A 22888-nucleotide genomic window follows, 5' to 3' on the forward strand; every position below is an offset into this window, starting at 1 on the left:
CACCATACAAGGAAACCGGCTGAAGCGGCGACCTCTCCGACTCGCACATATCGTCGGCGGTCGCCGCAGTCCATTTAGCCGCTCACCGCAGCCCCGGCCGCCGTGCGCACGCGTCCCATCTCAACTCCCGCAAAGGCCGCTTTCACGAGCCCGGCGTACTCCGGATATCGCCGAGTGACCACATCAACGCCCGCCTTGACCAACGCCGTCTTTTCGCCCTTGAAGCTGGCCGTTCGAACGTGATAGACAAACGACCAGGGAGAAATCAGGTTGCGCCAGCCGGCCTTAAAAGCACGCATGCAGAAGTCGTTCTCCTCGCCGTAGCCTCGGGGGAAGCCCTCCTCGTCGAACAACCCACATTCGTCAATGAGGGCTCGGCGAATATACATACAGAATCCCGATCCGGTCGGCACTTCAGGCGGAATACATGCCTGTGTTGCTTGTGTCACGAGGAGTGCGTACTCGTCATGGCTGAGATGCGGCGGACGCGGGCAATATTCGTTGAACTTCGGGAATGAAAACGCTCCTGCGTTATCACTCATCGCAGTGACGGTCGCTATCTTCTCGCGACTATAGGCGGCGGCCCGCAACCCCTCGAGCCATCGAGGCGTTACCACCGTATCCGAGTTCAACAGTACAACATCGTCGTCGCCCGCCTCGCGAATACCGCGATTTATCGTCTTGGTATAACCGATATTCACGTCGTTCTTGAGAATGACAACACCAGGCACTCCCTCGAACTCTTCCAGCATCGGCGTGATACCCGGATCAGGACTCCCGTCGTCGATCACGATCAACCGGTCCCGAGTCAGATCGGTATGCTGGAGCACCGATCGCAGGCAATCGCGAACGGCCGCGACCGCGTTATAGACCGGCACGATCACGGTCGTCGGCTGCGCATAGCCGATTGTTCGCGCCGCAACAGCGGCAGGTGCAGCACCCGTCGCGACCAAACCCTGTCGCTCGAATATCTTTGCATAACCGTCGGAAAGCGCAGCCTTCAAATTGTCTTGTGTGAAATGCTGCTCGACAAACATGCGTCCGGCTCGCCCCATTTCGGACACGAGCTTGTCGTTTTCGCAGAAGCGCACCACCGCGTCCACGACTCCGTCGATATCGCGGTAAGGCACAAGAATGCCCGTTTTCCCGTGCTGCACCAGTTCGCCCAGCGCTCCCCAGTCATAAGCGATAACCGGGCGGCGGGCTGCCATTCCCTCGGCAACCGTGCGGCCGAAGCTCTCGGCAAAGTGCGAGAGATTGAGAAGCACATTCAATTCCGACATTGCCTTGCGCGGATGTTCGGCATAGCCGGCAATGATCAGATTATCGGGACGCGCACCGGACTCGACCTCTTCCTGCCACTTTTTGACCTGAGCATTCACCGGACCAACCACCACGAAGCGGGCTCGCGGTGCGCGTGCGGCGGCTCGCCGCGCCACCTCGACGAAATCCTCGACGCCCTTCTTCGGAATATTCGAACTGACAATGCCGAACTTGATCGTGTTTCCGAACTTGTTCTCGAGTTCGAAATCGCTCAGTGTCACCGCATTGGGTACGTAAAGCGTCTTTTCCGGACGCGAAAACAACTGGCTCGTGGCACGGCTGTTCCCAATCACCCAATCCGAACGTTCGAATACACGCCCGATGATTTCGCTGATCGTCAATCCAAGTTGTTCACGCAAAGGATCATCAAGCGAGATCAGTTCGCGTGAGTGAACGACTCGGGTCCTGCCCATGCGCGCCGCAGCCTCCAACGGCTCGAGCAGCACGATTGTGTTTGCGTGCACTACATCGACTGCGTGACGTGCGATGATGTCCGCAAAGGTCACCGTCAACCAAGCCTTGCTGGCCCGATTGTTCTTCCATTGCGGATACGGAAAGCAATATACACCGAGACTGCGCTCGCATATTTCGCGAATATAGGCCATGTTTCCGCCGGACGGCAGAGTCATCACGACGTTGACGGATTGTTCCGCGAACGCGCTCAGCACGTCCAGCAGGCTCCGCTCTCCGCCGAACAGATGATGGCCCGAGATATGCGCACAGAGCATCACTGTCGGCCAATCGGGGTTCGGCTGCCTCTGCCCTTTGTGCCACGCGACCATCGGAAGCGGCTTTCCGTCCGTGATGGCTTCCTTCGTATCCGCAAGCGCATTTTTCGACCGATCGTGTACGTCCGCCTCTCTCGGATAAGATGCGATCCCCGCCGGCAATACTTGCGGCGTGACTCCTGCGACAGATTCTGCAGCCGACGCGAAGGCCTTCAGATAGGACCGCCCCCACCGCTGGTCTGGCTCAAGATATGTGCCCTCCGCCCACTCATTCCAGGCGTTGATGAAGACGAGCGACTCGCCGCCTTGGTTGAATCGCTGCTCTTGCTCGAGGATGCGCTGCATCCAGCGACGGAAGCCATATGGTGTCGCTCCGTGGAACACTCGCGCATCTGTCAGACGGCGAGCGGTATTGTCCCAACCCAGCATGGTTCCTCGATGAACCGGCCACGAATAGCCATCATCAAACTTGGCGATATCACCGTCGACCACTGCCGAGTAATCGAAAATCTGGCCGCCAAAGTTCTTGTGCAAGTCTTGCACCTTGTCACGCAGGTCAACCCGCTCTGCCTCGTGAGGCGGAAACAAGACATAACTATCGAGCCCGTAATTCTCGGGCGAACCTTGTAACGTTTCCAGCCCGAATCGAACGGCGCACAAGTGAATCTCGCCCAGCCCGGCCTTCCGGCATTCCTCCCGCCACGCAGCAGCGGTTTCGAGCCAGTTCGGAATGATCGAAATTCGATACACCATCATCACCGGCTTGCCGCCATACCGAATCCAGCGCGGGTCCTTCATCATCGGGATCAGTTCCCGGATCAGCGCGACATTGCTCTCGAGCGTATAGGTCTGCTCCATCAGCACATGCCGGTTCTGGCCGTCCCAGTTCCGTGACCAGTTCTCGTTGGCCCAGCAAACGCAGAAACCAGTGTCGACCTTCTTGGATCGAGCCATCTGCTCAATTGGATGATTCAACAGTTTTTTGCCGTCAAACCAGTAGTAGTAATAGCAGAACCCGTGAATCCCGAATTCGCTGGCCAGCTTGGCCTGTGCGACCTGAGTTTCCTCAAGACGCAGATCGTAGTATCCGAGCTCGGTCGGCACTCGCGGCTGATAATGGCCCCTGAACAGCTGTCGGGCTCGGGTGACGTTAGTCCACTCAGTGAACCCTTTCCCCCACCACAAATCGTTTTCCGGGATCGGATGAAACTGCGGGAGATAGAACGCGATCGTCTTCAACGTCCGAGCGCGAGCGGGCTGAATCGCTTGAGCGCCCTTATCCGCTTCGGGCTGGACAGACAGATTCCCGAGTTTTGCAAGCACGGACAACACGCCCAGAACAGTGGGCCGTCCCGGAAAACCGCTGGCGGCATTCTTGTCGCCAACGAGCTCACTCGCCCAGAGCGCCGACGCCAGCCCTCTCAGCAACAAAGGTTTGAGCCACACTTCAGCTCCAACCGGCACCGTGATCGTCTCGTCTGAAAGGCTCAACCCCAAGCGGGACAGCGCAATCTTCACGCCGTCGATTACACGATGATTACCGCTTTCCTTGGGAAGCGACACGAACCGCTTCGCGCGTATGCCCCAGTCTGGATTCGCGGTAAATTCGGCTGCCCGGTTCGCAATGTCCGACAACTCGTCGTCACCCTCGCCGGGCGCGAGCCACAGCACGGCCTGATAGTCGTCGAATACATTCGATCCGGCCAGTCGAAGAAAATTCTGGGCGTTTCCATCGCCGTCGCAGTCACCGACGATGGTCACGGATGCCGTCGAGTTGCCGAAGGCAACGTGCTCGACGTCGGAGAACCCCATCACAAACAAATCGTGTTGCTGCCCCAGACCGGAAAGCGTCCTTCTCACACGCTCCCACGCCTCGTCGTTCATCACGTTTGCCACGATCGCGATCGAGGCCATTGGACGTAGTCCGCGCAGCATGAACGCGTCTTTACCCAACCTGAACATCGGTTGATCAGTCCGACGATTAACGTTCGACTTCATCACAACGTGATGGGCGCCTCGGTTAACCCTACTCGCATCGACACTTGCTTCGCGCTCGCGGCCTCGATTAATCAAATGACCAAAAAGTCGAACGATTTCCGAATCGTTCGAGCAACGAAGTTCTGCCACCCAGCGTTGGAGTCTTTCCGCGTTTGTGCCCACGGACAGGACGTCTTTAAACAGCGCGCTGCGGCGATTGCCCTGCATCGAGTTTCCGTCGACGGCACTCAACACGGCTCCGAGCGCGGGTGCCAGCTTGTCGATAGAGACCATCGAGACTTCGTCGTACTCGAACAGGTCCGCCATTGCCGGCGAGTCGCATACCAATACCGGAACCCCCATTCCGACGGCATCGGTAAGCTTTGCGGGAACCTGAAACTGCGCCGCCAGCCCGCCGTCGTGCAGGAAAACACAGACATCAGCCATCGAGACGATGGCGGGAATTTCCGAGAATGGCTTGTTGGCGATGAATGCCATCTGACAACCACGGACCTGCTTGAGCGTCTCCTTCAGTGTCTGATCGGGGAAATCTCCCACGATTGTGAACAAGACATCGTCCCGCGCGAGCTCGGCGATTGCTTCGGCGGTCTCGACCAACCCCTTGTGCGACCGCGGAGTACCGAAGAACAGCACGATTTTCTTGTCCGCGGGCAGGCCGTATTTTTTTTTGCTCTTGCTCTTCAACTCCGGCGACGGAACAAAAACATTTTCGTCACGAGCATGACGAACGATCAGACCTCCATATCGGTTCTGCAACGCCGGGTTCGAGACAGTAACACCGTCGAACAAATTCACCAGACCAACGGCAATGCGCGTCCAGTCCTGGCCGGCCAGGTTCAACTTGGGGATGTGTTGATGCTTGTCCAGATACTCGGCGATGCCGATTGGCGACTCGGCCTGCACAAACGCCAGCTCCTCGTCGTCGATGTCCATCAACACCTTTGCATCCCAGATCATCTTGTACAGCGCGCCGAACAAGACATTGGGGCCGCGCGGCTTCGAGAGATGCACGATATCGTAGGGATGCGCGACAACCAATTCGATCGCCTGCTCGACAAATCGCGACTCGTCCTCTACCAGGATCGCGTGCTTCGCGATTTCGGTTTCCTGTATCGGCCCCCAGATCTCTCGCCCGAACTGGGGAAAGAGGCTGCCGATGATCTCTACTTCGGCAAATCGTTCATACAGCATCGCCAGCGTATAGGCTCGTCCTGCCGAATTATGTGCGAGTTCCCAACTGCAGACACCCACTCGCGGCTTGCCGGCCTCATCGCGGCTCTTTCGATATCTTTGCTTCGCGAGAGCGAGGTTCGTCGACGCTATCCGAGCAAGCCCGGGCGTGGTGATCAACACCTCGGTGTATTTCCGAATGGCTTCTTCGTACTTCCCCGAACGCATGTATTCATTGCCAAGTGCGAGCGGCGTTTTCATATTCTTGTTCATCACATTTACTTATTCTTGAATTGGATGTCCAACAACGTGACTGCAGAGTTCACGACCTGACAGTCCAAATCGTGCGCCGGCTGCTCGTTACGCTGCAACAACAGGCTGAGAACACTCTCATTTTCCCAGCGAGTTCGATCGATGATTGGCTCGGCAAAGCCGAGATCCTCATCCAGAATGAACCGTGTGTTCTTTTCTGACCACATGTAATCGGGTGCCGCCAGCAGGGTCGCAGCCATTTGACCGTTGCTGTGATCTCCACGAGCGATGACATACACGTTGTCGAATCGGTCAATAACGACTTCAGGGCGACTTATCGGAATCTGCAGCGTCCCCTTCCCTCGCAGCGCAAACGGCTGGGTGCGCGCAGAAATGACCTGATGCCTCCATTTCGCGCCATCGAAGTACAAATGCTGATACTGCGGAATTCCATCCGAATCATCCGCATAGAAGACAATGTGCGGATGGTTTCGGCTATCCAGTGCCATGCTGCACTGATTGATCAAATTACTTCCAGGCGAGATCGGAAAAATTATTTCAGCATTAACCTGCGTGATCGGAAGTTGATAGCCTCGCCCCTTTGACGTCTGCCAACTGACGCCATTATCGAGTGAACATGCATATCCGATATTTATATTGTTGATGAGGTCTTCTTCACCGAGCGTGTGCGTACGCCATACGAAGCTCAGATGCAGACTTCCGTCGCTGCCGATAGCCGGATGGTTCCAGTAAGCATTGCTTGTCCAGGGCTTCGACTCACTGCCGCTGAGAATCGGCAAGGGGCGATCCGCCCAACTCTCCGTCTCTTCGTCATAGACCTTGAGGCGAGCGTTTCCGCTATCGTGCACGCCGTCACGGTAAAGCAGGACGAGCGGAAATCCGTGGTGCGGCTGAATAAATGTTGGATAGGTCACCCGTTCCTCGGACATGCCCGTCATCGGGAGCTCATCCGTCCATCCATTAATATCGCTGGCCACGATGCTGCGGCGATAGCGCAACCGCGTAGCGTGATGCCCGTAGCACAGGTGGATATGACCACTCCTGTCCACGCCAATGCTAATACTGTTGTGTGCATCATTCAGATCGTACGATCCTTGTATATCATGATGCGCGATCGCGTCCGTCTTCAGATCGCGCCGAACAAGGCGCAGCGTACGTGAATCGACGTAAAACGCAGTAACCTGCCAGTCCAGATGGGTCAGTATTCCGTGATGCCGGAAAATGACGGTATTGATGGTATTACCGGCCCAGGCATCACCGAGATGAAATTTTGACAGCGTCACGACGTCGAACGTGGAACGCGAACAAGCGAGTCCGCGCAGTGTCGCGCTCGCATCGCTTTCGAGATGGGCCGACGTCATGCCAAGCGCCTGACATTGTTGATTGATTCGTGCTTTGGTCAACAACGCCTTGTCCGCCCCGGGTGCGCCGACCCGAATCGACGATTCGAAATGTTTCAACGCATGGGGGAAACTCCCCGCTAGGACAGCGGCGCGCCCCAGGCTGTTGTGAACGCCGGCGACGAGAATCTGACAAAGATGACGCTCGCTGACGCCCCAGTCCCGAGCGAGCCGCACGTAGAGTTTCGCCTCGGCGAATCGTCCGAGCTGCAGGCGGCCCGATGCCGCGAGCAAGGCGAGCTTTGCACGCTCGGGATGGTGTTGCAGGGTGGCGCGCTCCAGTCTGGCGAGGCTTTGCCAATCTCCAAACTGCCATTGGGTGCGTGCTCGTTCGAGCAGATTTTCGTCGTAAGGCACGACGGTCTGCTCGGGCCGAATCTCGACGATTTCGTCCGGCCGCACACGTTGACTTGCCAGTGCCCTGTAACGCAAGCTCACCGACTTCTTTCTCATAGCTCTGGCTCTCGAAGCAGGATGTCCTTGATCAGCTCAAGCTGTGCTTCCGCGCGAATCATTTCCTCCTGCACCATTCTTTGACGCGCCTTCAACTCCGCATCGTTCTCTTGCTGACTTTCGAGTTGTTGTTGCAATGCATTGATTTGCTCGATGTGCTCCGTCACCAGTCGGGAAGACTCGCCATGCTGATTCAGCAAGGTCGACTTTTCACTTTCCAGCTGCTTTTTGGCTGCCACCAGAAGCTCGACTTCTCGTTTGTGTTCGGCCTTCTGTTTGACGACCTCTTCATACTGCGCTGCCAACGTCTGCCGTTCCCGCTCTGATACGGCATTGGCTTGCTTGAGCGCATCGAGCTCACGCGAACGCTCGGCCGCATGCGCGCTCGCGCCTTCGAGTTGGTCGGCCAGTGCGGAGTTTTGTTGTTCCAGTGTTGCTTTGACTTGCGTTAGCAGCTCAATCTCACGATCGCGATCGATCGCGTGCCTGACGACGTCTTCGTACTGCTCAACCAATGCCAAATTTTCGCGTTCGAGACGTGCACGATCCTGCGCAAGGGCATCCACTTGTTGCGCGCGTTCGGTCACCTGCGCCGCAATCTCCGCTTGATGCTGAGTGGTAAGCTCCGCTATTTCCTGCTCCAGCCGCTTAACCATTCGCTCGAGTTCGAGGACGCGCCGCGCCTGCTCGGTTGACTGCCTCAGCATCGCCTCATGCTGGCCCTCCAGTGCCACCTTTTCCTGTTTGAGCTGCATCGCGACACGCTCCAGCGCTTCGACCTGCCTTGTTCGCGCGACTACTTGAGCGCTGATCTCGTCGTGTTGCGCCAGCGCCGACACCCTTTCTTGTTCCAGTTGTGCCCACGCCTGCTTCATCGATTCGACTTCCTGGCTACAAGCGATCAACTGCTCGATCACCTCCTCGTGCATTGCGATCGAGGCAAGAAGCTCCTCTTCCAGTTGAGCTTTGGCCTCTGTCAGGTCGGTAACATCCTGACAAAGCTCGCCGACACGCTCGATGTTTCTCTCGTGCTGCTCGACAAGCTCGGAACGCTCTTGTCCCAGTCTTACTTCGACCTGCTTCAGGTTTTCAACTTCCCGCGTACGGTCGGTCACCTGCCGGGCTGCATTTTCGTAACGAGCCTCAAGCTCGGTTTTTTCCCGCTCAAGGCGCGCGTTGGCTTGTTTGAGCGCATCGATTTCCTGATCTCGGGCACCAGAATGCTGCAACGCTGTTTCCTGATGCTTTACCAATGCGGATTTCTCTTGCGTCAGTTGCGCATTGATTCGCGCCAGCGCCTCGACTTCGCGCGTGCGTTCGGCAAGCAACTGCGCGTTCTCGTCACGCGCTCTCGCCAGACTGATCAGTTGCTGCTCGATTTCGTCCCGACGCTCGGTAAATCCGGCAACCTGCTGCGCTTCGCGTTGGCGCGCATGCTTGGCCTCGTGACGCAACTGGCTGGCCTGACGCGCCTCCGAATCGCTGAATTTCGTATCCGACGGCAGAATGTCGAGCAATGCTTCCGCTTCGGAGAGACTGCCCGCCTCATGAAGCCTGAAAGCGAGCCATTTCAGTCGAAAGGACTTCGGCTCCAACGCGTATGCTCGACGCGCCGCCTCTGCCGCGCTGGCGCGATCGCTATTCATGAGATGGCGCCCGAGCGTCGTATAGCCGTTCGCCCGAGTGACCGGAGAAATCGAGTCGCGAGCCATCAGCTTTTCCACCGCCTCGAAGCCCCCGCCACCATACGCGTCAATGACCTTCGTAAAGCCTTTCCCACCTAGCACTTTGGGGGGCGACTGGCGACGATAGTTGCGCCAGATCTTCCCGAGCGCGCCGGGTACGGAGAACAGTGTCTTCGGCGAATCGACGCCTTGAATCAAAAGATTCCCGAGCTTGATGTTCAGGGCGTTATCCGTTTCAAGCCTATGCACCTTTCTCTGTGCGTTGACCAAGGCACGCAAACGCAAATTTTCGGCCAACGCATTGTGCAACTCGTCACCGGTCCTGCTCGCGCTGGGCCCCGGATTTCCGAATGTCCCGCTCGCCCCCCCTTCCTTCGCAGCCCTCTCCTGCTGATAGTAATGTTCGAGTTCTTCCTGAACCTGGTGAAGCTGCAACAGAAGAATCTCGTTCTCCTCCTTCATTGCTGCAAGGCGAGACTCATCATTGACCCCGACGGTCGAATTTTCTTGTTCGATCATTGTTCTATGCCCTTCCAAATGCCGCGAGTATCGATGAGTACCTTTCCACCGATCCGGTCAGGTTTCATGCTTTTGAATTCAGCGTGATCAACCAACAACACGAATATGTCGGCTCGCGAAACTGCCTCGTCCAGCGTCGCCAGATCCATTCCCGACGTCGCCAAGTGTCCCGGCATTTCTTCGAGGTTCGGCTCGACGATCATGATCTTGCCGGGATGGCTTTTGGCAAGAATTCCCGCGATCTGGAGCGCCGGACTTTCGCGCAAATCGTCGATATTTGCCTTGTAAGTAATGCCCAGGCACGCGATACGGATATCGCCACGCGTGGTGCCGGACCTCACCATCCGGACAATGGCGTCGTTCACCTTGCCAATGACCCATTGCGGCTTGGCGTCGTTGACGCGACGAGCCGCCTGGATCAACGTCGACTCATCCGGCGCGCTGTCCACGATGAACCAGGGATCGACAGCGATGCAGTGCCCGCCCACTCCGCAACTGGGTTGCAAGATATTCACGCGAGGATGCCGGTTTGCCAGCTTTATGAGCTCCCAGACATCGATGCCCTGCTTGTCGCAGATCATCGAGAGCTCGTTGGCAAAGGCAATGTTGACGTCACGAAAACTGTTCTCGGTCAGCTTGCACATTTCCGCGGTGCGAACGTCCGTGACAATGCAGTCGCCCTGCACAAATGACTTGTAGAGTGCGACGGCCGCATCGGAACATCCACGCGTCATGCCGCCGATCACACGATCGTTTACGACCAGCTCATGCACGATGCGGCCGGGGAGAACCCGTTCGGGACAGTAAGCGATGCGAATGTCGGAGTCGTCACCCACTTGCTGCGGAAAGCTGAGGTCCGGGCGCATCTCTGCCAGCCAGTTGGCCAACATTTCCGTCGTGCCGACGGGTGACGTCGATTCAAGAATGACGAGGTTGCCCTTGGAGAGCACGGGAGCGATTGACTTCGCCGCCGACTCGATGCAGTTCAGGTCGGGCCGGTGATCCGACGTCAATGGCGTCGGTACGGCAATGACGAATGCATCCGCCGGCTCGGCCTGCGTAGCCGCTCTCAGATAGCCGGCGCCCACTGCTGCCTGAACCAGGATGTCCAGTTCAGGCTCGACAATGTGGATATCGCCACGGTTGATCGTGTCGACGACGTACGGCGATACATCGATGCCAATGACCCGCAGTTTGCGTGAAGCGAATAGCGTTGCGGTCGGCAAGCCGATGTAACCGAGGCCGATGATTGAAATGGTGTTCAACGTGTACTCACTAGAATATCGCGAATGCGTTGCGCGGCCTTGCCGTCGCCGTACGGATTCGCCGCTCGCGCCATCGCGGCATAGCTCGCCGGATCGTCGAGTAATCTGGTTGCTTCCGCAACTATCTTGGCCGAATCGGTTCCCACGACCTTTGCCGTACCGGCCGCAACGGCTTCAGGGCGTTCCGTCGTTTCGCGCGTTACAAGTACCGGCTTGCCCAAGGCCGGCGCTTCTTCCTGAATGCCGCCGGAATCCGTAATGACCAGTGCTGCCCGGTTCATCAAGTAGACGAATGGCAAGTAGTCCTGCGGTTCAACCAGGAACACGCCAGGAGCATCTGCAAGAAGACGATGTACCGGCTGCTTGACCTTGGGATTGAGGTGAACCGGGAAAATGATTTCAACGTCGCGCCGCTGCGCGATTTCGAGCAGCGCGAGACAGACGGCCTCGTGGCCATTGCCCAGATTTTCCCGGCGATGGCCGGTCACGAGAATCAAGCGCTTTTCCGGATTGAGAAACGCGAATCGGGTATCCAGCGCTTTGCGCTGAACAGCATCCTCACGGATGCCGGCCACAGTTTCCAATAGGGCATCGACAACCGTATTGCCCGTTATGTGGATGCGATCTCCCGAAACACCCTCTCGCAAAAGATTGTCACGCGCACACGATGTCGGAGCGAAGTGATACTTCGCCAGTACGGTCGTAAGACGGCGATTCGCCTCTTCAGGCCACGGCGCCGAGAGATTCCCGGTGCGCAGACCAGCCTCCACGTGACCTACACAGATTTGCCGATAATGTGCCGACAGCGCTGCGGCAAGCGTTGTCGACGTGTCGCCCTGTACCAGCACGAGGTCCGGACGAGCATCGCTCAACACGGAATCAAGACCTGCCAATGCCTTGCTCGTCATCCCCAGAAGCGATTGATCGGGTGCCATGACGTCCAGATCGTAGTCGGGTCGAACGCGAAAGAATCCGAGCATCGAGTCGAGCATCTGCCGATGCTGCGCAGTCACGCAGACCTTCGTTTCGATATCGGGATCCTTCTTCAGCACGTTGACCAACGGCGCCATCTTTATGGCTTCCGGTCGCGTTCCGAGCACGATCAGGGTTCTCATTGCTGTCCCCGATCTCAATCCACATGATCCATGATGATGCTCTCCAGCAGCTTCACCACTCCGGCCAGTGCAGCAGCAACCAGCAACGTGACAAAGGCGTTGTAGAGCCGCCCCGGTTCCGTCGGATAGCCTGGCTTGGTCGGCGTCTGAATGATCGAAACCATTTTCAAGGTCCGCGCAGCATCCATCCGCCCCTTCTCCAATGCGGACAGTGCCGTCTTATACAGATCCTGGGCGAATCCGACTTGCATTTGAAGGCGCTGGAACTCCTCGACGGTGTAGTTGAGCGTTTTCCTCGACGGAGAAGCCAGTTCGGCGCGCTTCTGGGCGATCTGCTGCTCCAGCGCATTGAGCGTATTCCTGAGCATCACGACCGTAGGCTGATTCGGACTCAGGGATGCCGGCAGCGCCGACAGCTGAGTCTGAACATCGGCCTTTTGCGCCTCGAGCTTGTCGATGATCGCGTTCAGACTCTCCACCGTTGCCTGCGGAGCGACCAAACCCTTGCGATTCTGAAAGTCGATTACGGTATGCGTGGCATCGAGAAGGCGGTCGTGCGCTGCGGTCACTTGCCTCGACAGGAAGTCGACCTGCGATTGCGCCAGTTGATGACCGATCTGATTCATGTGAGCCTCGCCCTCCCGAACCATCAGCTTGACAATCGCCTGCGACATGTCGGGATCGTATGCCTGCGCTCGAATATGCAATACGCCGCTATAGTCATCGTACTGAACATCGACGCGCGACAACCAATACTGATAGAACCATTCGGTCGGCGCATTTTTGAACCACATCCGTGAAATGGGATCCCGGCGCCAGTTGCTGAAATGCGAGCGCAAATCCAGAGATGCATCGAGCTTCTTGAGCATATCGAGCGACAAGAGATACTCACGCAGCAGCAACTGGTCCGCACGATTCGGGCCACCGGCACCCGGCACGATCGCGGATACATCTACGCCCGGATTGCTGATCTGATCGGTCGTTTGAATGATGACGTTGGCCTCGGACACGTAACGATCAGACGCAATCAACAGCCAGTACGGAATCGACAGCACTGCGTAAGCAAAAATCAGCTTGATAATCAGCCTAAAGATCCTGACAGAGCACACGACATCCCTGGCCTTTCTAAAAATGGCCACTAGCCGAGCAACGACGCCCTCTTCCCCGATAGATAGCTGCTTTTTCATGCAAAAATACTTTCCTTGTACGCCCGCAGTGCCTCGTCGAGATCATCGAACCAGGACGCGCGACCTTCGTTTATCCAAATTCCAGACTGGCAGAACTGCCGAAGCGTGCTTTCGTCATGGGAAACCATGATCACACTCGCCTGACTTGTTTTTCCCTTGAATGCGTCAGCGGCCTTTTTCCTGAATTTCGCATCACCCGCAGCCGTAACCTCATCGGATATATACACGTCGAAATCGAATGCAAGCGACAATGCAAATTGCAAACGCGATCTCATCCCTGACGAATAGGTTTGAACCGGTCTGTCGAAAGCCTCGCCCAGCTCGGCGAAGTCCTGAATAAAGTCGAGCCGATCTCGAAGTTCGTCCTGCCGGCCGTGAATCCGGCACACAAACTTTGCGTTCTGCCGCCCGGTCAGCGTACCCTCGAGCCCGCCCGCTCCCATTGGCCACGACACACGGCACAACCGCTCGACGCGCCCCTTGGTGGGATGGTCGACGCCACCGATGATGCGCAACAACGTTGACTTACCTGCCCCGTTTACCCCAATCAATGCAACGCTTTGTTTTGGCGGGATTGTCATGTCAATCCCGCGCAGCACCCATTTCCCGACGCCGTGCTCGGTCATGTACCGCTTATGAACGCCCTCGATACAGATCATCGCGTCACCAATTTATTAGAAAAACGCCGGTAAAGCGCCAGACCCAGCAACATGGTGCCGAGGGCCCACCCATAGAGATAGGTGAGACTGATTCCAGGTGCCGTGTGATACGACGGCAAAAAGCCGGTTCGCACCAGTTCCAGGCCATGCACGACCGGGTTGATGAGCAGAATGTCCCGATACGGATTAGGTATCGAAATGATCGGGAACAAAGCCCCGGAGATGTAATAAAGCGGCAAATAAAACAACTTGAAAATGTGATCCACTTCGGGAACGAAATTCATCGCCACCGACGTTACCAATCCGAGTCCCAAGCCAAATAACCACAATCCCGTAAGGCTTACGATAGCCAATAGCGGATCCGCCGGAAGCAAAACCGGATTGAGTAGATCAGGGGTTATCACTCGTCCTGCAGCCAGCGCCGAAGCAATTATGATGATCGATATCGGGACCATCAAAAACAGCTCCAGCACCGCTCTTACGATCGCCGCGTCAAACGGTTTTACCTGCCGGTAAACAAAGAACGCGTAGTTGCAATCAATTCCGTGCAACACCTGGATCCACGTGCGCCTCCAGAGCAGGAAGCCAATGAATCCCGCGATGATCCACATCGTTATCGCAATTCCGCCGACTTCATGAATCCGGAAGGTCGTATATCCAAAAGCGTGTATCGCGATATAAATCACGGGCTCCATCAACAACCACAACCACGCCGCGCGCGCCTCGAACAACCGATCGAGTGCCTCGCGCAGGAACATGGCTCTCCAAACGGAGACCGTGACTTCGAACGGAGTACGCACCTTTCCCACCATCACGCCTTACTCCAGTTCCCGGTTGATGGTCGCCGCCGGGCTGGCCACCATCACGACGAGCGTGAGGAACTTCTTGAACTCCACCTCGGGCGAGTTCGAGACGTAAATCACGTCATGATTCTGAATCGGGAAGTTCTGCGTCACGAAGAACGCAGCGGGATCCCGCAGGTTGATCTCGTAGACCACCGGCACCGTGCCATTGATGGCGTTGACCGTCTTGTCCTGTGCGTCGACCAGCTTCGCGTCTTCGAACCGGAACACGAACACGCCGCGCGCATCGGCACGGTTGTCGTTGAGCCCCCCCGAACGCGCGAGCGCCTGGGCCAGCGAAATGCCTTGCGCCTCGAACGGAATCTCGTCGTTCTTGCCCGTTGCGCCCAACACCGAAAAACTCTGCGACTGGAAGAGCGCAGTCACGACATCGCCCGGTTTGAGCACGACGTTCTGACGCGGATCGCGAATCACCGAATCGAGCGGCATCGTCGCGGTGACACTGCCTCGCGACAGCTGCACGGCCATACGGTTGACCGACTGCTTCACGCCGCCGGCGAATGCCAGCGCATCGAGCAGACGCTCGCCCTTCGGCGTCAACGGCATCAGTGCGCTCGTGTTGACCTCGCCAACGACCGTGATATTCGACGCATTGTTCTTGGTGACGCTCACGAGCACTTGCGGCAAATTCGCCTTGCCCTTGAGATGGCTGACGATGCTCGCCTCGATCTGCTCGGTCGTGCGCCCCTTGACGGCGATCCGCCCCGCGAACGGGATGGTGATCGTGCCGTCCGCGGCCACCATCTGGTTGGGCAACGTGACGCTGTTGGTCGTGGTCGTCGTCATCGGTTGCGCCGGCGCCAGCGTGCTGAACAGCATCGCCGGCGGTGCCTCCCAGATCGTCACTTCGATGACGTCGCCCGGGCCGATCAAGTAGTTGTTCGTAACCGCACTGGGAAAGATGGTCGCGAACTGACCCAGTTTCTTGCTGTCCGCAAGCTTCCTCGCCAACGTGTCGTTGACGTCCACCAGTTGAATGCCTTCGATCCGCCCACCGGTCTCAGGTGCTTGCTGCACTTTCTGGCGCGACGCGCCGGAAGCAGGTATCCAATCCGGATAGGTCCCACACCCCGAAAGCGCCAAAGCGGCAAGAACGGAAATTGCCAATAAACTCTTTTTCATGGATCTTGCGGCCAAGACTTTTTACTATTGATTTGCCAGCGTTATTTCCCGGGCGCTCAATCAACGCATCCCCCGAACCCCCGGTCGCCCTTTCATCAGTCGATTGGCTCGATCAGGCCATCGACCTCTCAAAAATTCTTCACTTAAATTTGCATTCTTTCGGCCATTAGCGACCGAAAAAGCAACAAATCTCCCCTCTGTGACAGCAGAAGAAATGGTGACTGCATGTCAATTTCCGCCACGGATACAGGCTCGATGGCGAACGAACTTCCAGAGAACGACGGGGAATAACCAAAACAACGGCGCGCCTGAAAAGCGCGTGCGGCCTTACCAGCCAACAGTCTGCGCCCATTGTCGGGTGGTCGATCCTTCTCGAGCAATCGCACGGTCCGCTCGAGTTCTCGCAACTTGCAGCGCAGGGTTTCCCAAACGCCGGCATTATCGCATGGAAGTAGGACGCATCCGAATTTAGTCCGAAAGCGACAGGATCAGTCCGCACCCGAGAACCTGCGGTAATAGGCGGTAATTAATTCGGATTGCATGATGGATTTAACAATGCTTACGCACCGAAAAACAGCGTGCGTCGCGCTGATTGAAACGTTTTCGATGCCGTCGCCCAAGCAGGCGCGGTGGTTGTCTCGGTCTCAAGGGTCGGTTATAACCGTGCGACGAATATCGGCCGCAGGCCATCCTTTAAACCCGCCTTGGAGCCCTCATGCTGAATCTGGAATCCGCCCAACAATTCCTGATGACCCGCGGCCTCGACTTCGGCCTCAACCTCCTCGCCGCGATCGTCTTGTGGTTCGTCGGCCGCTGGGCGATCCGCATCGCCACGCGCCTGCTCGGCAAGGTCGTGCGCCGTAGCGGCAAGGTCGATCCGACGCTTACCGACTACCTGACCTCGGTCGTCAGCGTGCTGCTGACGATCCTGCTGATCCTCGCGATCCTGCAGATCTTCGGCGTGCAGACGACGTCGTTCGCCGCGCTGCTCGCCGGCCTCGGCCTCGCGATCGGCACCGCCTGGGGCGGGCTGCTTGCCCACTTCGCCGCCGGCGTGTTCATGCAGGTGCTGCGTCCGTTCAAGATCGGCGACGTGATCAGCGCGGGCGGCGTCACGGGCACGGTGAAGGAGCTCGGCCTGTTCGGCACGACGATCGTCACCGCCGACAACGTCGTGACGATCGTCGGCAACAACAAGATCTTCTCGGACAACATCGCGAACTACAGCGCGACGCCGCATCGCCGCGTCGACCTGACCGCCAAGATCGCGAACGGCGTCGACGCGGCCGATGCGATCAATCGCCTGAAGACGCAGATCCAGTTGATCCCGAACGTGCTGAAAGTGCCGGCGCCGGATGTCGGCGTGCTGCAGTTCACGCCGGAAGGTCCGCTCCTGTTCGTGCGTCCGTCGACGCAGCCGGAGAATTACTGGCAGGTGTACTGCGATACCAACCGCGTGATTCTCGAGACGTTCCGCGACGCGCAATACCCGACGCCCGAAACGCCGATCTTCCATCGCACGAACTGACGAAACGGTGCGGCCCGCACGGACGAAAAAAAAGCGTGGCAACCGCCACGCTTTTTCACTGCGCCGAAGCGAAATCGTCCGGCTCAGCGCCCGCCCGCGTTCGGCGTGCTGTCCGATCGCCGCCCACGCACCAGCTTCCACAGCGCGCCGAGCGCAACCGGCACGATCGCCGCACCGATCCCTGCCAGCACGATCACGTTCAGATACTGGCGGATGAACGGAATATTGCCGAAGAAGTAGCCGAGCAGCACCAGCAGCAGCACCCAGACCAGCGCGCCGATCACGTTGAACAGCTGGAAGCGCGCGACGCTCATCGACGACGCGCCGGCAACGAACGGCGCGAACGTGCGCACCACCGGGATGAAGCGCGCGAGCACGATCGTCTTGCCGCCGTGCTTGTCGTAGAAGGTATGCGTCTTCTGCAGCGCCGCGCGATCGAGGAAGCGTTCGAGCACCGGAATATGCGTATTGAAGACCTTCGGCCCGATCCAGCGGCCGATCATGTAGTTCACGGTATTGCCGGCGGTCGCCGCAACGAGCAGCAGCACGATCAGCGCGGCGACGTTCATGTCGCCCGTCGCCGCGAACGCGCCGCCGATGAACAGCAGCGAATCGCCCGGCAGGAACGGCAGCACGACGAGGCCCGTCTCGCAGAACACGATCAGGAACAGCACCAGATACACCCACGCACCGTACTGCCGGATGAAGTCGCCGAGGAACGCGTCGATATGCAGGACCAGGTTGACGAAATGAAGCAGCGTATCCAAATGCGATTCCTCGAAGGCGAAAGGGCCCGAACGGCCAAAATGCGGATATGCCCGCCGGACAAGGCGGCGCGCGGAACGGAGCCATCATACCGAAACTACCTTAAGGCTCCGTGAAAAAACGTAACCGGCACCGCCCCCGGCACGCCCGCGCCGCCTCGCTATAATTCGGCCATGTCCGAAATCACCGAAACGGCCGCGGGCGCCGCGCCCGCCCCCGCTCCGCGCCCGCTGCGCGCGATCCAGCCCCTGCCCGACCAGTTGATCAGCCAGATCGCTGCCGGCGAGGTCGTCGAACGCCCGGCGTCGGTCGTCAAGGAGCTGCTCGAGAACGCGATGGACGCCGGCGCGACGACGCTGCGCATCGTGCTCGAGGAAGGCGGCGTCAAGCGCATCTCGATCACCGACGACGGCTGCGGCATCCCGCCCGCCGAACTGCCGCTCGCACTGATGCGCCACGCGACGAGCAAGATCCGCTCGCTCGAGGAGCTGGAGGCCGTCGCGACGCTGGGGTTTCGCGGCGAAGCGCTCGCGTCGATCGCGTCGGTGGCCGAGATGTCGATCACGAGCCGCACGGCCGACGCCGCGCATGCGACGAAGATCGACGCGACCACCGGCGCGCTGTCGCCGGCTGCCGGCGCGGTCGGCACGACGATCGAGGTGCGCGAGCTGTACTTCAACACGCCCGCGCGCCGCAAGTTCCTGAAAAGCGAGCAGACCGAGTTCGGCCACTGCCTCGAAATGATCCGCCGCGCGGCGCTCGCACGGCCGGACGTCGCGATCTCGGTGCTGCACAACGGCAAGGCCGTCGAGCACTGGAATGCGACGGAGCCCGCACAGCGGGTCGCGAAGATTCTCGGCGACGGCTTCGCGACCGCGCACCTGCCGCTCGACGAGCAGGCGGGGCCGCTGGCCGTCTATGGCTGCGCGGGCCTGCCGACGGCGAGCCGCGGCCGCGCCGACCAGCAATACTTCTTCGTCAACGGCCGCTTCGTGCGCGACAAGCTGCTCACGCACGCGGTACGCGCGGCATACGAGGACGTCCTTCACGGCGACCGCTATCCGTCGTACGTGCTGTTCCTCGACCTGCCGCCGGAAGCCGTCGACGTGAACGTGCACCCGTCGAAGATCGAGGTGCGATTCCGCGATTCGCGCTCGATCCACCAATACGTGTTCCACGCGGTGCAGCGCGCACTCGCGCGCCATGCGGGCGCGTCGCCGGAAACCACCGCGGGCGGCCATGCCGCGCAACTCGCGCCGGCGCCAAGCAGCCCCGCATCGTTCCTGAATACGCCGCTCGGCCAGGGCACGGCCACCGGCGCGGGCGGCAGTAGCGGCTTCTCGGCGGCGCGGTCATCGTCGTCGTCGGGCAACACGTGGATGCGTCAGGCACGCATGACGCAGGGCACGCTGCCGGTCGCGCAACCGCTCGCGCTCTACGATGCGCTGTTCGGCCGCAAGGACACGGGTGCGGGTACACCGGACGGCACGACGGCCCTCGCGCGCGATTCGGCGGACGCAGCCAATGCGCCCGTCGCGCCGCTGCCGGGCTTCGCCACATCGCCCGCTGCCGCGAGCGTGCATGACGAGCAGCCGCTCGGGTTCGCGCTCGGCCAGATCCACGGAATCTATGTGCTCGCGCAGAACGCGCACGGCCTCGTGATCGTCGACATGCACGCGGCACACGAGCGGATCCTGTACGAACAGTTCAAGAATGCGCTGGCCGACCGCACGGTCGCGGTGCAGTCACTGCTGCTGCCGATATCGATGACGGCGACGCCGGTCGAGATCGGCACGGTCGAGGAAGAACGCGACACGCTCGAATCGCTCGGCTTCGACCTCGCGGTGCTGTCGCCGACGACGCTCGCGATCCGCGCCGTGCCCGCACTGCTGAAGGACGCCGACCTGCAGTCGCTCGCGCGCGCGGTGCTCGCCGACCTGCACGCGTTCGGCGGCTCGCGCGTGCTCACCGAGCGCCAGCACGAGCTGCTCGGCACGCTCGCGTGCCACCACGCGGTGCGCGCGAACCGGCGCCTGACGCTCGACGAGATGAACGCGCTGCTGCGCCAAATGGAAGCGACCGAACGCGCGGACCAATGCAATCACGGCCGGCCGACCTGGTACCAGCTCACGCTGAACGACCTCGACCGTCTCTTCATGCGCGGCCAATGAGCGCTTCATCGCAGCCCCGCCCTACGACGATCGCCTGTCTGCTCGGCCCGACCGCCTCCGGCAAGACGGCGGCCGCGCTGGCGCTCGCCGCGCGCCGCCCGATCGAGATCGTCAGCGTCGATTCGGCGCTCGTCTACCGCGACATGGATATCGGCACCGCGAAGCCGACGCGCGACGAGCGCGCGAGCGTGCCGCACCACCTGATCGACATCATCGACCCGGCCGACGCCTATTCGGCCGCCAGTTTCCGCGCGGATGCGCTGCGCGTGATCGGCGAGATCGCCGCGCGCGGCCGCACGCCGCTGCTCGCGGGCGGCACGATGCTGTACTACAGGGCGCTGACGCAGGGCCTCAACGACCTGCCGACGGCCGACCCGGCCGTGCGCGCGGAACTGGACGCCGACGCCGCACGCGACGGCTGGCCCGCGCTGCACGCGCGGCTCGCGCAGGTCGACCCGGCCACGGCCGCGCGGCTCGCCCCGAACGACTCGCAACGGATCCAGCGCGCGCTGGAAGTGTTCATGCTGAGCGGGCAGCCGATGTCGGCACTGCTCGCCCCGCCGACGCGCATCGACGACGCGGCGGCCGCTTACCGCTTCGTGCCGGTCGCGCTCGAACCGTCGGATCGCGCTGTGTTGCACGCGCGCATCGCGCAACGCTTCGACGCGATGCTCGACGCCGGCTTCATCGACGAAGTCGAGCGACTGCGCCGCCGCGACGATCTCCATCCCGGCCTGCCGTCGATGCGTTGCGTCGGCTATCGGCAAGTGTGGGAATTCCTCGACGGCGACACCGATTACCGGACGATGCGCGACAAGGGCATCTTCGCGACGCGCCAGCTCTGCAAGCGGCAGATCACGTGGCTGCGCGCGATGCCCGAGCGCGTCGTCGTCGACTGCATCGCGCCGGATTCGACCGGCCGGGCCGTCGACGCGCTCGAGCGCGTGCTGGACGGCCGTATCGAGGATCGCTGACGGGGCCGGATCGATACGCATCGATCCTGGCCGGCAGCGATGCTCCTCCCGCTCAGTGCACGAGCATCACGAGATTCGCGTCCCGCACCAACTGCCATCGGCCATTCGACTTGCGGAAGATCGTCAGCGTATGGCCGGCGCGGCGCACCGTCTCGCCGGCCGGGGGCGTCGCCTCGATCTCGATGAAATTGCGCATGTACGCCCAGTCGCCCATCACGCGCAGTTCGTCGATCCGGTAACGGCCGTCGACCTTCGGCCCATTGCCCGCCGCCGCGTTTGCATCGCGCGACGCGGCCGCGAATGCTGCCTTGTCGAACGGCGGCTGGCCGGCCACCATGAAAATCGCGTCGTCGGCGATCAGGTCGAGCACGCTCGCCAGATCGCCGCGCCGGCTCGACACGAACCAGGTTTCCACCAGATCGCGAATCGCGCGTTCGTCCTCGGTCATCGTCGTTCCTCCTTCGGCGGCCCGCCGATACGCGGGGCCATGCCAGAAAAAAAGCCGCCCGGATCGACTCCGGGCGGCTTTGCTTGCTGCATCCTGCGTGCGGTGCGTCAGACCACGACCGTCTGCGCCTCGCCTTCGCGGCTCGCACGCACGGTGCCGATCTTCCACACCTGTTCGCCGGCGGCCGTCAGCTCGGCGATCGCGGCGTCGGCATCGGCCGCCGCGACGATCACGGCCATCCCGATCCCGCAGTTGAACACGCGGTGCATTTCCGCGTCGGCGACGCCGCCGTGCTCCTGCAGCCACTTGAACAGCGGCGGCAGCGGCCAAGCGTTCTGGTCGAGCTCGGCCGTCAGGCCTTCGCGCAGCACGCGCGGAATGTTCTCGACGAGGCCGCCACCGGTGATGTGGGCCATGCCCTTCACCGACAGCTTCTGCATCAGCGCGAGCAGCGGCTTCACGTAGATGCGCGTGGGCGCCATCAGCGTGTCGGCCAGCGAGCGGCCGTGGAAATCGGCCGACAGGTCGGGATTCGCGCGCTCGATGATCTTGCGCACGAGCGAGAAGCCGTTCGAGTGGATGCCGCTCGACGCGAGGCCGAGCACCACGTCGCCTTCGGCGATCGTGCTGCCGTCGATGATCTTGCTCTTCTCGACCGCGCCGACCGCGAAGCCGGCCAGGTCGTATTCGCCGTCCGGGTACATGCCCGGCATTTCGGCGGTCTCGCCGCCGATCAGCGCGCAGCCGGACAGCTCGCAGCCGTGCGCGATGCCCTTGACGACCGTGGCGGCCGTGTCGACGTCGAGCTTGCCGCACGCGAAGTAGTCGAGGAAGAACAGCGGCTCGGCGCCCTGCACGAGGATGTCGTTCACGCTCATCGCCACCAGATCCTGGCCGACGGTGTCGTGTTTGTTCAGATGAAAGGCCAGCTTGAGCTTGGTGCCCACGCCGTCGGTGCCCGACACGAGCACCGGCTCCTTGTACTTCTTCGGCACTTCGAACAGCGCGCCGAACCCGCCGATGCCGCCGAGCACGCCGTCGCGCAGGGTTTTCTTCGCAAAAGGCTTGATCTTGTCGATGAGGGCGTCGCCCGCGTCGATGTCGACGCCTGCGTCGCGGTAGGACAGACCCTGAGCGTCGGGAGCGGATTTCGGAGGATTCATGGGGGAATGCGAGAAGGTCGGTAAAATGCGATTTTACCCGAAGCCGGCCCGTTGGCCGGAATTCCCAGCACCGAATCGT

Annotated in this window: 15 protein-coding genes; 3 read left to right on the forward strand and 12 right to left on the reverse strand. The window is 60.1% G+C overall.

What is annotated here, in order from left to right; all coding sequences use genetic code 11:
• Nucleotides 1–74 precede the first annotated feature (74 nt).
• The 9 genes from HW466_RS15150 to HW466_RS15190 are packed head-to-tail and all read right to left on the reverse strand — an operon-like array spanning nt 75 to nt 15760.
• Nucleotides 75–5492, reverse strand: coding sequence for a glycoside hydrolase family 99-like domain-containing protein (locus tag HW466_RS15150; protein WP_151003312.1), 5418 nt, complete (start codon nt 5490–5492; stop codon nt 75–77).
• Nucleotides 5493–5497: 5 nt separating this feature from the next.
• The gene (locus tag HW466_RS15155; protein ID WP_151003314.1) at nt 5498–7345 is read right to left on the reverse strand and encodes a BNR repeat-containing protein; all 1848 of its coding nucleotides are present in this window, start codon (nt 7343–7345) and stop codon (nt 5498–5500) included.
• Nucleotides 7342–9549 carry a coiled-coil domain-containing protein gene (locus HW466_RS15160; protein WP_151003316.1) on the reverse strand — a complete coding sequence of 736 codons (2208 nt, stop codon included), beginning with the start codon at nt 9547–9549 and terminating at the stop codon, nt 7342–7344. Before HW466_RS15160 ends, HW466_RS15155 begins: the two co-directional genes overlap by 4 nt.
• Nucleotides 9546–10814, reverse strand: a complete 1269-nt coding sequence (wecC, locus tag HW466_RS15165) for a UDP-N-acetyl-D-mannosamine dehydrogenase (protein ID WP_151003318.1) — start codon at nt 10812–10814, stop codon at nt 9546–9548. The genes HW466_RS15160 and wecC overlap by 4 nt, the downstream gene beginning before the upstream one ends.
• The gene (gene wecB, locus HW466_RS15170; RefSeq protein WP_151003320.1) at nt 10811–11929 is read right to left on the reverse strand and encodes a non-hydrolyzing UDP-N-acetylglucosamine 2-epimerase; all 1119 of its coding nucleotides are present in this window, start codon (nt 11927–11929) and stop codon (nt 10811–10813) included. The genes wecC and wecB overlap by 4 nt, the downstream gene beginning before the upstream one ends.
• A 14-nt stretch (nt 11930–11943) precedes the next feature.
• A complete protein-coding gene (locus HW466_RS15175) occupies nt 11944–13116 on the reverse strand; it encodes a KpsE/RkpR family capsule polysaccharide export protein (RefSeq protein WP_239005930.1) in 1173 nt (390 codons plus the stop codon).
• On the reverse strand, nt 13113–13775 hold the full coding sequence (locus HW466_RS15180; protein ID WP_059870078.1) for an ABC transporter ATP-binding protein: 663 nt from the start codon (nt 13773–13775) through the stop codon (nt 13113–13115). The genes HW466_RS15175 and HW466_RS15180 overlap by 4 nt, the downstream gene beginning before the upstream one ends.
• A complete protein-coding gene (locus tag HW466_RS15185; protein ID WP_151003331.1) occupies nt 13772–14587 on the reverse strand; it encodes an ABC transporter permease in 816 nt (271 codons plus the stop codon). The genes HW466_RS15180 and HW466_RS15185 overlap by 4 nt, the downstream gene beginning before the upstream one ends.
• A 6-nt stretch (nt 14588–14593) precedes the next feature.
• Nucleotides 14594–15760 carry a polysaccharide biosynthesis/export family protein gene (locus tag HW466_RS15190; RefSeq protein WP_059506969.1) on the reverse strand — a complete coding sequence of 389 codons (1167 nt, stop codon included), beginning with the start codon at nt 15758–15760 and terminating at the stop codon, nt 14594–14596.
• 715 nt (nt 15761–16475) lie between these two features.
• On the opposite strand from HW466_RS15190, the gene HW466_RS15195 reads away from it, so the two are divergent.
• The gene (locus tag HW466_RS15195) at nt 16476–17288 is read left to right on the forward strand and encodes a mechanosensitive ion channel family protein (RefSeq protein ID WP_059506968.1); all 813 of its coding nucleotides are present in this window, start codon (nt 16476–16478) and stop codon (nt 17286–17288) included.
• Nucleotides 17289–17371: 83 nt separating this feature from the next.
• Here the strand turns inward: HW466_RS15195 and HW466_RS15200 are convergent, their stop codons facing one another.
• Nucleotides 17372–18055, reverse strand: coding sequence for a DedA family protein (locus HW466_RS15200; RefSeq protein ID WP_059506967.1), 684 nt, complete (start codon nt 18053–18055; stop codon nt 17372–17374).
• 171 nt (nt 18056–18226) lie between these two features.
• On the opposite strand from HW466_RS15200, the gene mutL reads away from it, so the two are divergent.
• Both mutL and miaA read left to right on the forward strand, forming a co-directional pair.
• Nucleotides 18227–20224, forward strand: a complete 1998-nt coding sequence (gene mutL, locus HW466_RS15205; RefSeq protein ID WP_151003322.1) for a DNA mismatch repair endonuclease MutL — start codon at nt 18227–18229, stop codon at nt 20222–20224.
• On the forward strand, nt 20221–21198 hold the full coding sequence (gene miaA, locus HW466_RS15210; RefSeq protein ID WP_174905551.1) for a tRNA (adenosine(37)-N6)-dimethylallyltransferase MiaA: 978 nt from the start codon (nt 20221–20223) through the stop codon (nt 21196–21198). Before mutL ends, miaA begins: the two co-directional genes overlap by 4 nt.
• Before the next feature lie 52 nt (nt 21199–21250).
• On the opposite strand, the gene HW466_RS15215 is transcribed toward miaA, so the two are convergent.
• Together HW466_RS15215 and purM are read right to left on the reverse strand one after the other, a co-directional pair.
• On the reverse strand, nt 21251–21646 hold the full coding sequence (locus HW466_RS15215; protein ID WP_151003966.1) for a YybH family protein: 396 nt from the start codon (nt 21644–21646) through the stop codon (nt 21251–21253).
• A gap of 107 nt (nt 21647–21753) precedes the next feature.
• Entirely contained in the window at nt 21754–22809 is a 1056-nt protein-coding gene (purM, locus tag HW466_RS15220; RefSeq protein WP_059506963.1) for a phosphoribosylformylglycinamidine cyclo-ligase, read from the reverse strand.
• Nucleotides 22810–22888 lie beyond the last annotated feature (79 nt).

The organism is Burkholderia territorii (assembly GCF_902833055.1).
Lineage (GTDB): Bacteria > Pseudomonadota > Gammaproteobacteria > Burkholderiales > Burkholderiaceae > Burkholderia > Burkholderia territorii.